Source organism: Embleya scabrispora DSM 41855 (assembly GCF_000372745.1).
In the GTDB taxonomy this organism is placed as follows: Bacteria; Actinomycetota; Actinomycetes; order Streptomycetales; family Streptomycetaceae; genus Embleya; species Embleya scabrispora.
The window spans coordinates 51,803-66,669 of record NZ_KB889662.1; the positions used below are offsets into that span (position 1 = coordinate 51,803).

Consider the following 14,867-nt stretch of genomic DNA (forward strand, 5'->3'; position numbering starts at 1 on the left):
CATCACGCACCGCATGTCGAGAACTACCTGCTGTGACCACCCGATTCGCGATGACGCGACGCACCTCCGGTCGGCGGACACGCTCCCGGCGGCTGTCCACGTATGGGCGTCGACAAACCCTTTACCTCGTAAGGGCAATGTGACATTTTACAGACGTGAGCGAACTCCGTCCCAGTGATGTCGTCGTCATCGGCGCGGGCGTGGTCGGCGCCGCGTGCGCCCACTACGCCGCGCGTGCCGGCCTGTCGGTCACCGTCCTCGATCGTGGTCCGGTCGCGGGCGGGACCACCGGAGCCGGCGAGGGAAACCTGCTGGTCTCCGACAAGCAGCCCGGGCCCGAGCTGGAGCTGGCCCTGCTCTCGCTCCGCCTGTGGGCCGAACTCGCGGATGGCGAACACGATTTCGAGTACCAGCGCAAGGGCGGTCTGATCGTCGCCCGGACCGACGCCGAGGCGAGCGCGATGGCCGCCACGGCCGCCACGCAACGTGCCCGCGGAATCATCGCCCACGCCGTCGACGCCGCGGACCTGCCCGCCTATGAACCACACCTGTCCCCGGACCTGACCGGCGCGACGCACTACCCGCAGGACGCCCAGGTGCAACCGGCACTGGCCGCCGCCGCGCTGCTGCGTTCGGGGGTGCGGCTGCACACCGGGGTCACCGTCACCGGCTTCCGACGCGGGCGCGACGATCGAGTGCTCGGCGTACGCACCTCGCACGGCGAACTCGCCGCCGGCGCGGTGGTGAACGCGGCCGGCACCTGGTCCGGTGCGGTGGCCGCGCTCGCCGGCGTATCCCTGCCGATCCTGCCCCGTCGCGGCTTCGTGCTGGTCACCGAGCCGCTGCCGCCGATGGTGCGACACAAGGTGTATGCCGCGAGCTACTCCGGGGACGTCGCCGGCGACGACGCGGACCTGGCCTCGTCGGCCGTGGTCGAGGGCACCCCGGCCGGCACCATCCTGATCGGCGCGAGCCGCGAACGGGTCGGCTTCGACCGCTCGTTCCCGATCCCGGTGTTGCGCCGACTGGCCGCGCAGGCGATCGAGTTGTTCCCGTTCCTGGCCGGTGTCTCGGTGCTGCGCGCCTATCGGGGGTTCCGGCCGTACTGCCCGGACCACCTGCCGGTGATCGGCCCGGATCCGCGCGTGCCCGGCCTGTGGCACGCATGCGGCCACGAGGGCGCCGGCGTGGGCCTGGCGCCCGCCACCGGACACCTCGTCGCCCGGGGTCTGACCGGCAAGGACCCCGAGTTCGACCCCACCCCATTCGCCCCGACCCGCTTCGCGGAGGTGTCCTCGTGACCGGCGCACCCGAACCCACCCCGGTCCACCCACCCGGCACGGACCACTTCCGGATCGGCGTGGACGGCCGGCACATCCCCGCGGAGGCCGGGCAGACCGTCGGCGCCGCGATGCTCGCCGCCGGGATCCGGTCCTGGCGCACCACCCGTTTCGCCGCCAAGCCGCGCGGGTTGTTCTGCGGCATCGGAGTGTGCTTCGACTGTCTGGTCACGGTGAACGGCACCCCGTCCCTGCGCGCCTGCCTGGTCGACGCCCGTCCCGACGACGAGGTGAGCACCACATGATCCACGACCTGGTCGTCGTCGGCGCCGGGCCCGCCGGCCTCACCGCAGCCGTCACCGCCGCCGGCTTCGGACTGCGCGTCGCCGTCCTGGACGCCGGCTCCCGGGCGGGCGGCCAATACCACCGACACCGCGCCGGCCGGCCGCCGGCCTGGCCGCCGCTCGCCCGTCTGCACACCGTCGAGCACCTCGCCGAACATCGCGTCTGGGCGGTCGAACGCGTGGCCGACGGGTTCGCCGTACATGCCGTGGCCGGCGAACGGGAGGGCACGCCGGTGACCGTGACCGGCCGCCGGCTGCTCCTGGCCACCGGGGCCTACGACCGGCAACTGCCCTTCCCCGGTTGGGATCTGCCCGGCGTGCTCACCGCAGGCGGCGCGCAGGCCCTGATCAAGGGCAACGGCGTGGCGCCCGGTCGACGCGCGGTCGTGGCCGGCACCGGCCCGTTCCTGCTGCCGGTCGCCGTCGCGCTGGCCGACGCGGGTGTCGAGGTGAGCGCCGTACTGGAGGCGTCCCGGCCCACGCCGCGCGCCGCCGCGCTCGCGCCGCACAGCCCCGCGCGCGTGGTCGAGGCGGCCGGCTACGCGGTCGCCCTGGCCCGGCGGCGCATCCCGTACCGGACCGGCCGGGCCGTGATCGCCGCGCACGGCGACCACACGGGCCTGACCTCGGTCACCGTGGCCCGCCTCGACGCCGACTGGCGGCCCCGCCCCGGGACCGCCGACGAACTGGACTGCGACACGCTCGCGGTCGGCTACGGATTCACCCCGCAACTCGAACTGGCCGAGCAACTCGGCTGCGCGACCACCCCGGACGGTTTCGTCGCGGTCGACGCCCGGCAGGCGACGGACATCCCGGGCCTGTCCGCCGCCGGCGAGAGCACCGGCATCGGCGGGGTCCATCTCGCCGCGGCCGAGGGGGAGTCGGCCGGGTACGCGATCGCCGGCCGGACGCCGCCGCGCGCGCTGCTGCGTCGCCGGGCCGCACTCACCCGGTTCGCCGCCGGGTTGCGCGCGCTCTACCCGGTCCGACCCGGGTGGCTGTCCTGGTCGGACCCGGACACCCTGGTCTGCCGTTGCGAGGAGGTACCGCGGGGCCGGATCGAGGACGCGGCCCGCCTCGGCGCCGACGACGTGCGTTCGGTCAAGCTGCTCACTCGCGCCGGAATGGGCTGGTGTCAGGGCCGGATGTGCGCCGAGGCCACCGCGTGCGTGTTGTCCGACGTGCTGGACCGACCGATCGCCGCGCCACCGCCCACTCGTCCGATCGGTGTGCCCATCCGTCTCGGAGACCTAGCCCAAGGAGCCTCATGAGCCCGCACCCTGCCTCCTCGTCCCCGGCCGCCCCGGACCACCCCGCCGGCCGGCAGCCGTGGCACGGCGTCGTGGTGGCCACCGCGCTGCCGCTGCGCGAGGACCTGTCCGTGGACTTCGACGCGTATGCCGAACACGTGCGATGGCTCGTGGATTCGGGCTGTGACGGGGTCTGCCCGAACGGCTCGCTCGGCGAGTACCAGTCGCTCACGCCACAGGAACGGGCCAAGGTGGTCAGCGTCGCGGTCGAGGCGGTGGGCGGGGACCGGGTGCTGCCCGGCGTCGCGGCGTACGGCGCGGCGGAGTCGCTGCGCTGGACCGAGCAGGCCGCCGAGGCGGGCGCCCGGGCGGTGATGCTGCTGCCGCCCAACAGCTACCGAGCGGACACCCGCGCGGTGCTCGACCACTACCGCACGGTGGCCCGCGCCGGCCTGCCGATCGTCGCGTACAACAACCCGTTCGACACGAAGGTCGACCTGACCCCCCGACTGCTGGCGGACCTGTACGAGGAAGGTCTCGTGGTCGGCGTCAAGGAGTTCACCGGGGACGTACGCCGGGCCTACGAGCTGGCCGAACTCGCGCCCGGCCTGGATGTGTTGATCGGCAGCGACGATGTGGCGCTGGAATTCGGGCTGGCCGGCGCGGTCGGCTGGATCGCCGGCTACGCGAACGTCTTCCCGCGGGCGAGCGTCGAGTTGTATCGCGCGGCGATCGGCGGCGACGTACGCGCCGTGCTGCCGCTGTACCGACTGTTGCATCCGCTGCTTCGGCTGGATTCGCGCACCGAGTTCGTGCAGTCGATCAAGCTGTCGATGGACCTGGCCGGGCGCCGCGGCGGCCCGTCGCGCGCGCCGCGACTCCCGCTGCTGCCCGAACAGGAGGCTTCGGTGCGCGAGTTCACCGAGAAGGCGCTCGCGGAGGGACTGGCCTGATGCGTTCACGACACGTCTTCCACGCGGTCGACTCGCACACCGAGGGCATGCCGACCCGGGTGATCACCGGTGGCGTCGGTGTGATCCCCGGCGCCACGATGGCCGAACGGCGAGTGCACTTCATGGCCCATCTGGATCACCTGCGCACGCTGTTGATGCACGAGCCGCGCGGACACGGCGCGATGAGCGGCGCGATCCTGCAACCACCGACCCGCCCGGACGCGGACTACGGCGTGCTGTTCATCGAGGTGTCGGGCTGTCTGCCGATGTGCGGGCACGGCACGATCGGAGTGGCCACCGTGCTGGTCGAGACCGGCATGGTCGAGGTGGTCGAACCGGTCACCACGATCCGGTTGGACACGCCCGCCGGGCTGGTGGTCGCCGAGGTCGAGGTGCACGACGGCGCCGCTCGCTCGGTGACGCTGCGCAACGTGCCCTCGTACGCACACACCCTGGACGCGACCGTGGACGTGCCCGGGCTCGGCGCGGTCGGCTACGACATGGCCTACGGCGGCAACTTCTACGCGATCCTGCCGATCGACAAGGTCGGCCTGCCGTTCGACCGGGCCGAGGGCGGGCGCATCCTGGAGACCGGCCTGGCGATCATGGCGGCGATCAACGAGCAGGCCCGGCCGGTGCATCCGGAGGATCCCGCGATCGCGGGCTGCGCCCATGTGCAGTTCCTCGCGCCGGGCTCGGACGGCACGCTCTCGCGCAACGCGATGGCGATCCACCCGGGTTGGTTCGACCGTTCGCCGTGCGGCACCGGAACCAGCGCGCGGATGGCCCAGTTGGCCGCACGCGGCGAGCTGGCGCCCGGGCAGCCGTTCGTCAACGAGTCGTTCATCGGTACCCGGTTCCACGGGCGGATCCTGGAGCGGACCGAAGTGGGCGGGTATCCGGCCGTGGTCCCGCAGATCACCGGACGGGCCTGGATCACCGCCACCGCGCAATACCTGCTCGACCCCGAGGACCCCTTCCCGGCCGGGTTCCGCCTGTGAGGGCGACCGAACCGGGGTCGGCATCGCGGCACCCGATCGCCCGAATCGCCCGAATCGCCCACTCACGCTCCGTGGTTGCCCGTACTCACAGTTCCGATCCCGCCCACAGGGTGACTGACCGTCAGTAGCATGGCGGGAGGAGGCACCATGGAGACGGGACACGGAGCGCTCGCGCTGCCGTCCTTCGACGATCGACCGATCCTGCGGGACCGGGTGGCACGAGAGTTGCGCGCGGCGTTGATCGCGGGCGAAATGCGGCCCGGCGTGGTCTATTCCGCGCCCGCGTTGGCCGCGCAGTTCGGCGTGTCACCGACGCCGGTCCGCGAGGCGATGCTCGACCTCGCCAACGAAGGGCTGGTCGAGGCCGTTCGCAACAAGGGCTTTCGGGTCACCGAGCTCTCCGACCGCGAGTTGGACGAGTTCACCGAGGTCCGCGCGCTGATCGAGGTACCGGTGGTGGCCCGCCTCGCGGGCGTGGTCACCCCGACCCAACTGGCCGCGCTGCGCCCGGTCGCCGAGGAGATCGTCGCGGCGGCGGAGGTGGGCGACCTGATCGGGTACGTGGAGGCGGATCGTCGGTTCCATCTGTCGTTGCTCGCGCTGGCGGGCAACGAACACCTGGTCCGGGTGGTCGGCGACCTGCGCAAACGCTCGCGCCTGTACGGCCTGTCCCGGCTCGCGCAAAACGGCCGCCTCGCCGCGTCCGCCGCCGAGCACCTCGAACTCCTGGACGCGCTCGCCACCGGCGATCCCGCCCGGGCCGAGGATGTGATGGCCCGGCACATCGGCCACGTCCGCAACCTGTGGGCGGATCCGCCCGACCGGCCGAGCTGAATCCGACCCGGCGGCCCGATCCGAGGGACTCGGATCGGGCCGCCGGTGCGATCGGTGGGGCCGGTCAGACCCGGCCGGCGACCATGTCCATCAGGCGGTCCAGGATCGCGCCGCCGGAGGCGTTGGAGCCGTCGTGCTCCCACTCGTTGGTGACCCACGCACGCACGTTGGCCACCCTGCGGGCGGTGTCCAGGGACAGGTCCGCGTCCACGTACATGTCGTCGAAGAACACCGCCGCCGCGACCGGGACCGGGTTGGTCCGCAGCCGCTCGACGTCGTACAGGACCGGCCAGTCGTCGTGGTGCGCGAGCAGGTCGGCGGCCTCGCGGAACGGGCGCAGCGCGGCTATCTCCTCGAACATCCAGGGGTACATCATCTCGCCGGTGAACAGCAGCGGATCGGCGGTCTCGGCGAACTCCGGCAGCCCCGCGTGCACCTTCTCCGCCGCCCAGCCGGTGGCGACCTTGCCCTGCCCGTAGATCGGCTCCTGGAGCACGGCCCACAGGGGCTGGTCGGTGAGCGCGGTGGCGTGCATCGCGGCGGCGCGGAAGGTGTCCGAGACCCGGTCCCCGTCCCACGCCTCGTCCAGCATCCAGTGCACCCGCTCGAATCCGTCACCCATGCCGAACACCTGGCCGATGAATCGGAGCCGGCGCGCGGTGAGCCGATCGCCGTCGGGCAACCGCACGTCGTTGGCGGCGAGGTGGTCGGCCAACCGCCTGACCGCCTCGACGTCGTCCGGATACCGGGCGTAGTACTCGGCGTTCTTGGCCCGCACCCGGGGATAGGTGCGGTGGTAGACGTCCTCCGCGGTGCAGTCCAGGCCGATCAGCCCACCGGTGACGTAACAGGACTTCAGACCCTCGGGCGCCCGCGAGAGGTAGGCGAGCGTGATGAAGCCGCCGTAGCTCTGCCCGAGCGTCTCCCACGGCTCGTCGCCGCACAACCGACGGCGGATGAACTCGGCGTCGGCCACGATCGCGTCCGCGCGCATGTGCCGCAGCAGGCCGGCGAGTGCCTCGGGCGCGGTGCGGGCCGCCAGGCTCGGCGTGATCGGCGTGCTGCGACCGGTGCCGCGCTGGTCGAGGAGAAGGACGCGGTGGGTGCGCAGCGCCCGCTGGAGCCAGCCGACGGCGCGATTGGGCCGTCCGGCCTTGCCGCCCGGGCCGCCCTGGAGGAAGCACAGCCACGGCCGTTGCTTGTCCGACGCCGTGGGGTCCACCACCTCGCGCGCGAACACTTCGATGGTCGGCCCGTCCGGACGGGAGTGGTCGAGCGGAACGGTGAACGTGTGGTCGATGAGAGCCATCCCCGGTATCCGGGTGATGCGGGTCATGCGGATTCTCCCCAGGCTGGTCGTGCGGTGGTCGGTTCCGGGTGACGGTTGTGTGTCGTGTGGCGTGTGTCGTGTGTCGTGTGTCGTGTGACATTTCATCGGAGAAATGGGGTTCCTGTCGCGCTTCCCGCGGAAGCGATATCCGCCGTCCGACGGGCGTTTCCGCCGGCCGGGCGGTAGAGGGGGCATGGGAACAGGTCTGCCCCGACGTGCGGGTGTCGACTCGTTCGGCCCTTCCGTACGCCCGACGGGTGCGAAAGGGTCGGGGATCCGGATTCCGCTCGGCGAAAGGTGTGCGGTCGTGGTCGATGGTGCCGACGCTGCCGGTCCCTATTCCGCGTTCCAGGACTCGATCTACCTGGACGGTCTGCTGACCGGAGCGACCCCCGCGTATCCCACGGACGCCGCCGCCCTGGAGGTGGCCGCCGGCGAACGGCTCGATCCGGGTCCGCGCGGCTACGTCCTGGGCGGCGCGGGCGGTGGGGCGACGATGCGGGCCAATCGGGCGGCATTCGAGCGGCGCCGGATCGTTCCGCGCATGCTGCGCGACGTGGGTACGCGCGACCTGTCCTGCTCCGTACTGGGCACCGAGTCGCCCGCGCCGGTGCTGCTCGGGCCGGTCGGGGTGCAGTCCATCGTGCATCCCGAGGGGGAGTTGGCGACCGCGCGCGCCGCGGCCGCGCTGGGATTGCCGATGGTGTTGAGCACGGCGTCGTCCCATTCGCTGGAGGAGGTCGCCGCCGCGTCCGGTTCGGGTCCGCGCTGGTTCCAGCTCTACTGGCCGAGCGACGACGACGTGACGATCAGCCTGCTCGCCCGGGCCCGGGCGGCGGGGTACACCACGCTCGTGGTCACCCTGGACACCTGGTTCCTGGGGTGGCGCCCCGACGACCTGGATCGGGCGTACCTGCCCTTCCTGCGCCGGGTCGGCATCGCGAACTATCTGAGCGATCCGGCCTTCCTGGCCGGGCTGAGCAAACCGGTCGCGGAGGACCCGACGGCGGCGATCGCGCACTGGGCGGGGATGTTCTCCGATCCGACCAAGACCTGGGGCGACCTGGCGTTCCTGCGCGAGAACTGGATCGGGCCGATCGTACTCAAGGGCATCCTGCATCCGGACGACGCGCGCCGGGCCCGCGACGCCGGTCTGGACGCAGTCGTGGTGAGCAATCACGGCGGGCGCCAACTCGACGGCGCCGTGGCCGCGTTGGACGCGCTGCCGGCCGTGGTGGAAGCGGTTGGCGAGAGCCTGACGGTGCTCTTCGACAGCGGCGTACGCACCGGGACGGACCTGCTCAAGGCGCTGGCCCTCGGCGCCCGGGCGGTCCTGGTGGGCCGGCCGTACGTCTACGGCCTGGCGCTGGGTGGCGAGGCCGGCGTCAGGCACGTACTGCGGTGCCTGTTGGCCGAGTTCGACCTGTCCATGGCCCTGTCCGGGCACACTCGCCCGGACGAGTTGCATCCCTCGGTTCTGACGTCGGACTGAGCGGCGCGGGCCCGAATGCCCGCTCGAAATTGGCCTATTTGCTGCGGGTGATTCCGATATTCTCCGCGCATGATCACGCCCGTGACGAGAGGAACCGCTCCGTGAGCGACTCCGCACGCCCTGTCGCTCCACACGCCATTCTGCGGCGCATGACCTCCCGCGACACCGCCGAAGAGCATCGCGCGTCCACCCCGCTGGAACTTTTCTTCGACCTGACCTTCGTGGTCGCGGTGGCCCAGGCCGGCAGCCGACTGGTGCACTCGCTGGCGGAGGGGCACCCCGGGCACGGGCTCACGGGCTATCTGTTGGTGTTCTTCGCGATCTGGTGGGCGTGGGTCAACTTCACCTGGTTCGCGTCCGCGTACGACAGCGACGACCCGCTGTACCGGGTCGCGACGCTCGTCCAGATCACCGGTGTCCTGGTGTTGGCCGCCGGGGTACCGCGCGCGTTCGAGAACAACGACTACGCGGTCGCCATCGTCGGCTACCTGATCATGCGCCTCGCGCTGACCTTCCAGTGGCTGCGGGCGGCCCACGACGAGACCGACGCCGCGGCCCGGCGCACCGCGCTGCGCTACGCGGCCGGGCTGGTGCTGGTGCAACTCGGCTGGGTGTTGCTGCTGCTCCTGCCGGACGCCGCGTGGACAGCGGGATTCCTGCTTCTGGTGGTCGCCGAACTCGCGGTACCGGCGATCGCCGAACGCGACCACCCCACCACCTGGCACCCGCGTCACATCGCCGAGCGGTACGGACTGTTCACCATCATCATGCTCGGCGAGAGCGTGTCCGCCGCGACCATCGCGATCCAGACCGCGCTCGACGACGAGGCCGCGTTGGACGAGCTGTTGCCGATCGCCGCGGGTGGGCTGCTGATCGTGTTCGCGGCGTACTGGATCTACTTCGCGGTGCCGATCCACGACTACCTCGCGTCCAACCGTCAAGCCTTCCTCTGGGGTTACGGCCACTACGTGGTCTTCGGTTCGGCGGCGGCGATCGGCGCGGGCCTGGAGGTCGCCGTCGAACAGGCCGTGGGCGAGGCGCACATCTCCCGGACGGCCGCGTCGGCGAGCGTGACGATCCCCGCGGCGCTGTTCCTGCTGAGCACGTTCGCGCTGCACTCCCGGCACCACAAGGTCGGCCCGGCCCAGAAGGCGACCCTGCCGACCGCGGGTGTGTTGATCCTCCTGTGCACGTTCCTGGGCGCGGCGGCGGTGCCGGCGGCGGGTGCGGTGGCGGCGCTGACGGTCGCGGTGGGCACGGTGTTGTCGGCCCGGCAGGGCGAGGGGGACGTGCGGCCGGGGCGCCGGCGGGCGACGGCGGATGGGTGAGGGTCGCTCGGGCTGGAGTGGGGGCCGGGTGTGGGTGTGGGTGTGGGTGCGGCGCTGCGGATGTGAGGCCGCGGGTGCCGGGCCGGGCTGGGCTGGGCTATCCCGCCGTCAGGCGTCGGGCCGGGCCCTGGGGCTCGGGTGGGAGCAGGGGGCCGCCCTGCCATTGCTGGAATATCAGCATGGTGTGTACCTGGGTCACCTCGGTGCGCGCCGTGAAGCCGTCCACCACCAGCCGTTGCAGCCCTGTCGCGTCGGCGACCGCGACGTGCACGAGGAAGTCGTCGGGACCGGCCAGGTGGTAGAGCGCACGGGTCTCCGGCAGCTTGAGCACGTGCCCCACGAACGGGTTGAGCACGACGCGGTGGTGCGGCCGCACCCGAACCGCGAGCATCGCCTGGAGCGGTCGGCCCAGCGCCGCCGCGTCGACCTCGACCGTCGCCCCCTTGACCACCCCGGCCGAGCGCAGTCGGGCGACTCGATCCAGGCATGTCGAGGGCGCGATCCCGACCTCGGCGGCGAGCGCCTTGTTGCTGATCCGGGCATCGTTCTGGAGGGCGCGGAGAATTCCGAGATCGATCGGATCAAGGGCGATGGATTGGCTCATCGGGCGATGATAGTTCGGCGGGCGGCCGGATTCTCCGGGGATCGGCGGACCATGACGGGCATGGATGACCTCCGAGTGGATCTTGACGGGCGTGCCGGGTCGACCGCCGTGGGTGGCGCGAGTGGTGCGAGTGGTGCGGGTGGTTTGGCTGCTTCGGCCGGCTCAGGTGGTGCAGGTGGTTGTGGTGGCGGGCGGCACATGTTCGAGACTCGTGCGGTGCATGCCGGCCGGGACGACCTCGCCGCGCTGGGTACGCACGCCGTGCCGATCGATCTGTCCACCACCTACCCGCTGCCGGACCTGCCGGCCGCGGCGCTCGCGCTCGACGCGTACGCGGAGGGGGAACTCCCCGACGGCTCGCCGATCTACGGCCGATTGACCAATCCGACGGTGCGCCGCTTCGAGACCGCGCTCGCGGAGTTGGAGGGGTGCGCCGACGCGGTCGCGTTCGCCAGCGGCATGGCGGCGGTCACCGCGTGCCTGCTGGCCGCCGCCGCACGCGGCAGGCGGCATGTGGTCGCGGTACGGCCGCTGTACGGCACCACGGACCACCTGCTCACGAGCGGGCTGCTCGGCACCGAGGTCACCTGGGTCGATCCGGACGGGGTGGCCGGGGCGCTGCGGCCGGACACCGGGCTGGTCATGGTCGAGACACCGGCCAATCCGACGCTGGCCGAACTGGACCTGGCCGAGTTGGCCGCCCGGGCCGGGGACGTACCGCTCCTGGTGGACAACACGTTCGCGACACCGGTGTTGCAGCAACCCGCTCGGTCCGGCGCGCGGATGGTCCTGCACAGCGCGACCAAGTTCCTCGGCGGACACGGGGACGTGATGGGCGGCGTGGTGGCCTGCGACCGGGAGACGGCCCAGGTGCTGCGGCAGATCCGGTTCGCGACGGGGGCGTTGCTGCATCCGCTCGCGGGCTACCTGCTGCTGCGCGGCCTCGCGACGCTGCCCATCCGGGTCGCGAAGGCGTCCGCGTCGGCGGCGACGCTGGCCGGACGACTGGCCGCCCACCCCGCGGTCGAGCGGGTGCGCTACCCGAGCATCGGCGGCGCCCTGGTGGCCTTCGAGCCGACGGGTGACCCGATGGAGCTGGTCGGCGCGCTGCGCTTGATCACGCCTGCGGTCAGCCTCGGCGGCACCGACACGCTGATCCAGCATCCGGCCTCGCTGACCCACCGCGTGATCGACGACGCGGCGCGTGACGAGGGCGCCATCGGGCCGAAACTGCTGCGCCTTTCGGTGGGGCTGGAACACGAGGACGACTTGTGGGACGACCTGTCGACGGCCTTGGAGCACGCTTCGGGGCAGGGTGCCGGGTCGGCGCGGGATGTCGGATCGACGCAGGGGGCAGGGGCGGCGTCGCCTGCCGGGTCGGCAGTCGAGTGGGTGGAGGCGACGGATGCGCAGGCGTCGCCTTCGGTGGTGACGCTTCGTCAGGAGCAGCCCGCGGCTCACGTTTGATGTGAGCGGGTGGTACTCGGTGAGGCTGGGCCGGTCCTCCTCGGGCTCGGCGGGGCTTGGTCGGGCATGGCGAGGCGTGGTCGGGCGCGGGGAGGCTCGCCGGGTGGCCCCGGCCGGGTCTCCGCAAGGATCCGGCCGGGTCACGCCGAGGCTGGTCAGCGGAAGTGATCGCGGATGACCTCACCGGCCAGGCGGCGTCGCGCCTCGGCGAGTTCGACCTCGATGGCGGCATTGCCGACGGCGTCGAGGCGGACTCGGCCCGGGTACCGTTCATCGGTCACCACGCGACGCCGGCGCAGATGGGTCGGCGGGTGCGTACTGTCCACGCTGTGTCCGCGCAACGCGCTGACCCGACGCAACCGTTCGTACTCACGCTCCGGGACGGCCTCGATGTGTGCCGCGAGGCTCGCCCACAGGCCCACCCCGGCGTCGTTGCGCGGCGCCGCCCGTCCGACCCGGGTGTTCGCCGCCACGGCCTGCCGACGAAGTTCGGTCTCGACGGACGCGCCGATCAGCAAACGATCCATCAGTTCGACGGCCGCCGCACTGGACCCGGCCTGGGCGGCGGTCCGGTCCGCGAGGTATTCGGCGTGCTGCGCGGCACCCAGCGTCAGCTGGTCGAGCAGCACCAGCATCCCGTACACAGCCCATCTCGGCACGAAGGTCAACCAGTTGACCACCAGCGCACCCGGGCCCGGGTGCGGGGTCGGTGCGAGCAGGTAGTACCAGACCCGCAGCGAGTGCAACGCGTTCCCGACGACGGCGCCGTGCCGGGTGTCGCCATGGGCGTAGTGTCCGAGTTCGTGACCCAGCAGGGCCACCCGCTGCTGCGGCGTCAGCACCTCCCACATGCCCAGGCCCAGGCGCAACATCCGACGCCGACGCAAGCCGTACGTGGTCACGCTCGCGTTGAACCGCGCGTCGATCACGATCACGTGCACGCCGGTGGTCCCGACCACCGCCGCGATCTCGTCGACCAGGGCGAACAGGGCCGGGGCCGCAGCCCGTTCCAGGACGGGCGCGTCCTTGGGCAGTGCTCCCCACCGCGGCCGGAGGATGTAGGCCACGGCCAACGACAGGGCGCCGACCACCGGTCCGAGCATCGTGCCCCAGCCGAGCACCACCAGCAGCACGCCCAGGACGAAGAGCGCGACCGTGACCCCGTGCACCGTCAGGGCCAGTACGTAGGTGAGCGCCCGGTACGAACTCCGAGGCGGTGGACGGTCCCGGCTCTGCTCGATGTCGGCGAGCAGTTGTTCACCGTAGCGATGTGCGAGACGACGCCGGGCAGCCTCGATCCGCCCCGGCTGCGGCTCCACCGCGCCGCTGGGATCCACGTTCCAGCCGCACTCCGCGCACCACGCGACGAACCGCTCCTCCTCGGGCACATCCGCACCACACTCCGGACACACCCGGAGCCGCTCCGAGCCGATCGCCGGAACTTCCATGATCCCTCCCCCGGTCGCCCCTCCCCCGGGGCCACCTCGATCACGCCGACACGAACGCGCCGACCAGGCAGGCAGGTTAGCCCCGGGGCCGGCAACAGGAACCACCGGCCGAACGGATGGTTGCGGCAGGGCAGTCGGGATGTGCGGTGTGATCGACGGTGGCGGCGGGCGGGCATGTGCCGAAGTGGCGCTTCCTGCTCGGGTGATGAGCCGGGTGGTCGGGGTCAGCGGTAGAGAAGGCCGGAGAGGCGCAGGGCAAGAGCGCGGCGTACGGCGGGGATTCGGGTGATCGTGCGCAGGATCGTGTTGCGCAGCGGGCGGAGCGCCGGGGTGATGGTGGCGATGCGGGTCATCCGGTCGGCGAGCTTGACGATCTGCTCGGCGATCGGGCGGCGGGTGGCGCCGTACGCGTCGAGCGCCGAGGTGGGGCCGCCGTCGAGGACCGAACCGAGTGCCTCGGCCAGCGTCACGGCGTCGAGGATGCCGGCGTTCATGCCCTGGCCGCCGGCCGGGCTGTGGACGTGCGCGGCGTCGCCGGCCAGCAGGACGCGTCCGGCGCGATAGGTGTCGGCGATGCGGTGATGGACCCGGAAGCGCGAGCCCCAGACGACCTCCTCGACCACCACGCGGCCGGCCGACGGGCCGCGCTCGTCCACGAGTTCCTGAACGAACGCGAGCGACGGCTCGTGCGGCGCCTCGGCCACCGGCGCGACGATCCGGTGCCGACCGCCCGGCAGCGGGGCGACCACGGCGAGCCCGGCGGGCGCGAAGTACAGGACCACCTCGTCCGCCGAGACGGCGCCGCCGAGCCGTACGTCGGCGAGTACGAACGATTCGCCGTAGGTGCCGCCCTGGAAGCCGATGCCGGCCTGCTCGCGAACGGTGCTGTGCATGCCGTCGGCGCCGACCACCCACGCGGCACGGATTCGTTCGCCGTGCTCGAAGGTCGCGATCACGCCGTCGGCCTGCTGGTCGAGGGTGGTCACCGTGTACGGGCGCAGCACGGTGCCGCCGAGCTCGGTGAGCCGATCGAGCAGGACCTCCTCGGTGGTGGCCTGGGACACCATCAGCGAGTACGGGTATCGGGTGGGGAGGCCGCCGAAGTCGATGCGGACGACCACGCGGTCACGGTCGCGGATGGTGAACGTCGGCGATCGCACGCCCTGCTCGACGAGCGGCCCGGCCACACCGAGCGGCGCGAGCACCTCCAGGGTGCGGGCGTGGACGACCGCGGCCCGCGAGGTGTGTTCGGCGACCGCGTGTGCGTCGACGACGGTGACATCACGGCCCTGGGCGACGAGGGCGAGCGCGAGGGTGAGCCCCGCGGGGCCGGCGCCGACGATCAGGACGTCCGTGGTGGCGGGAAGTTGTGGGGTCATGGCGAGCTCCTCGGGTGCGGCGATGCCGAGTGGGATCGGGGGTCGACGGCCGGCGGTCGACACACATTTGCCGGCCCGTTGGTCAACAGGCATTGGTCAACAGGCGTTGGCCAACGTTTGTTGACATAACCATGACCCTCCCGGCCGACCAAGTCAA

The 14,867-nt window shown here is 72.1% G+C and carries 13 protein-coding genes; 9 read left to right on the plus strand and 4 right to left on the minus strand.

Annotated features, from left to right (window positions below):
* Positions 1 to 155: 155 nt before the first annotated feature.
* The 6 genes from A3IC_RS0116645 to A3IC_RS0116670 all read left to right on the plus strand — a co-directional run bounded on the left by A3IC_RS0116645 (position 156) and on the right by A3IC_RS0116670 (position 5,662).
* Positions 156 to 1,301 (plus strand): NAD(P)/FAD-dependent oxidoreductase, encoded by a 1,146-nt coding sequence (locus A3IC_RS0116645; protein ID WP_020551180.1) that lies wholly within the window; start codon positions 156 to 158, stop codon positions 1,299 to 1,301.
* Positions 1,298 to 1,585 (plus strand): (2Fe-2S)-binding protein, encoded by a 288-nt coding sequence (locus A3IC_RS54865; RefSeq protein ID WP_020551181.1) that lies wholly within the window; start codon positions 1,298 to 1,300, stop codon positions 1,583 to 1,585. The genes A3IC_RS0116645 and A3IC_RS54865 overlap by 4 nt, the downstream gene beginning before the upstream one ends.
* Positions 1,582 to 2,895, plus strand: coding sequence for an FAD-dependent oxidoreductase (locus A3IC_RS54870; protein ID WP_020551182.1), 1,314 nt, complete (start codon positions 1,582 to 1,584; stop codon positions 2,893 to 2,895). Before A3IC_RS54865 ends, A3IC_RS54870 begins: the two co-directional genes overlap by 4 nt.
* On the plus strand, positions 2,892 to 3,827 hold the full coding sequence (locus A3IC_RS0116660) for a dihydrodipicolinate synthase family protein (protein ID WP_020551183.1): 936 nt from the start codon (positions 2,892 to 2,894) through the stop codon (positions 3,825 to 3,827). The genes A3IC_RS54870 and A3IC_RS0116660 overlap by 4 nt, the downstream gene beginning before the upstream one ends.
* A complete protein-coding gene (locus A3IC_RS0116665; RefSeq protein WP_020551184.1) occupies positions 3,827 to 4,828 on the plus strand; it encodes a proline racemase family protein in 1,002 nt (333 codons plus the stop codon). Before A3IC_RS0116660 ends, A3IC_RS0116665 begins: the two co-directional genes overlap by 1 nt.
* 147 nt (positions 4,829 to 4,975) lie before the next feature.
* Entirely contained in the window at positions 4,976 to 5,662 is a 687-nt protein-coding gene (locus A3IC_RS0116670) for a GntR family transcriptional regulator (protein WP_040876740.1), read from the plus strand.
* Between the two features lie 64 nt (positions 5,663 to 5,726).
* Here A3IC_RS0116670 and A3IC_RS0116675 read toward each other — a convergent pair whose 3' ends face one another.
* Positions 5,727 to 6,998, minus strand: a complete 1,272-nt coding sequence (locus A3IC_RS0116675) for an alpha/beta fold hydrolase (RefSeq protein WP_020551186.1) — start codon at positions 6,996 to 6,998, stop codon at positions 5,727 to 5,729.
* A gap of 301 nt (positions 6,999 to 7,299) precedes the next feature.
* On the opposite strand from A3IC_RS0116675, the gene A3IC_RS0116680 reads away from it, so the two are divergent.
* Positions 7,300 to 8,484, plus strand: a complete 1,185-nt coding sequence (locus tag A3IC_RS0116680) for a lactate 2-monooxygenase (protein WP_020551187.1) — start codon at positions 7,300 to 7,302, stop codon at positions 8,482 to 8,484.
* A 149-nt stretch (positions 8,485 to 8,633) separates the two neighbouring features.
* Positions 8,634 to 9,812, plus strand: coding sequence for a low temperature requirement protein A (locus A3IC_RS0116685; RefSeq protein ID WP_020551188.1), 1,179 nt, complete (start codon positions 8,634 to 8,636; stop codon positions 9,810 to 9,812).
* 97 nt (positions 9,813 to 9,909) lie between these two features.
* Here A3IC_RS0116685 and A3IC_RS0116690 read toward each other — a convergent pair whose 3' ends face one another.
* Entirely contained in the window at positions 9,910 to 10,416 is a 507-nt protein-coding gene (locus tag A3IC_RS0116690) for an Lrp/AsnC family transcriptional regulator (protein ID WP_020551189.1), read from the minus strand.
* 198 nt (positions 10,417 to 10,614) lie between these two features.
* On the opposite strand from A3IC_RS0116690, the gene A3IC_RS54875 reads away from it, so the two are divergent.
* The gene (locus A3IC_RS54875; protein ID WP_040876741.1) at positions 10,615 to 11,883 is read left to right on the plus strand and encodes a trans-sulfuration enzyme family protein; all 1,269 of its coding nucleotides are present in this window, start codon (positions 10,615 to 10,617) and stop codon (positions 11,881 to 11,883) included.
* A gap of 155 nt (positions 11,884 to 12,038) precedes the next feature.
* Here the strand turns inward: A3IC_RS54875 and A3IC_RS0116700 are convergent, their stop codons facing one another.
* Positions 12,039 to 13,331, minus strand: coding sequence for a M48 family metalloprotease (locus tag A3IC_RS0116700; protein WP_020551191.1), 1,293 nt, complete (start codon positions 13,329 to 13,331; stop codon positions 12,039 to 12,041).
* A gap of 224 nt (positions 13,332 to 13,555) precedes the next feature.
* Positions 13,556 to 14,710, minus strand: coding sequence for an FAD-dependent oxidoreductase (locus A3IC_RS0116705; protein ID WP_026218354.1), 1,155 nt, complete (start codon positions 14,708 to 14,710; stop codon positions 13,556 to 13,558).
* Positions 14,711 to 14,867 lie beyond the last annotated feature (157 nt).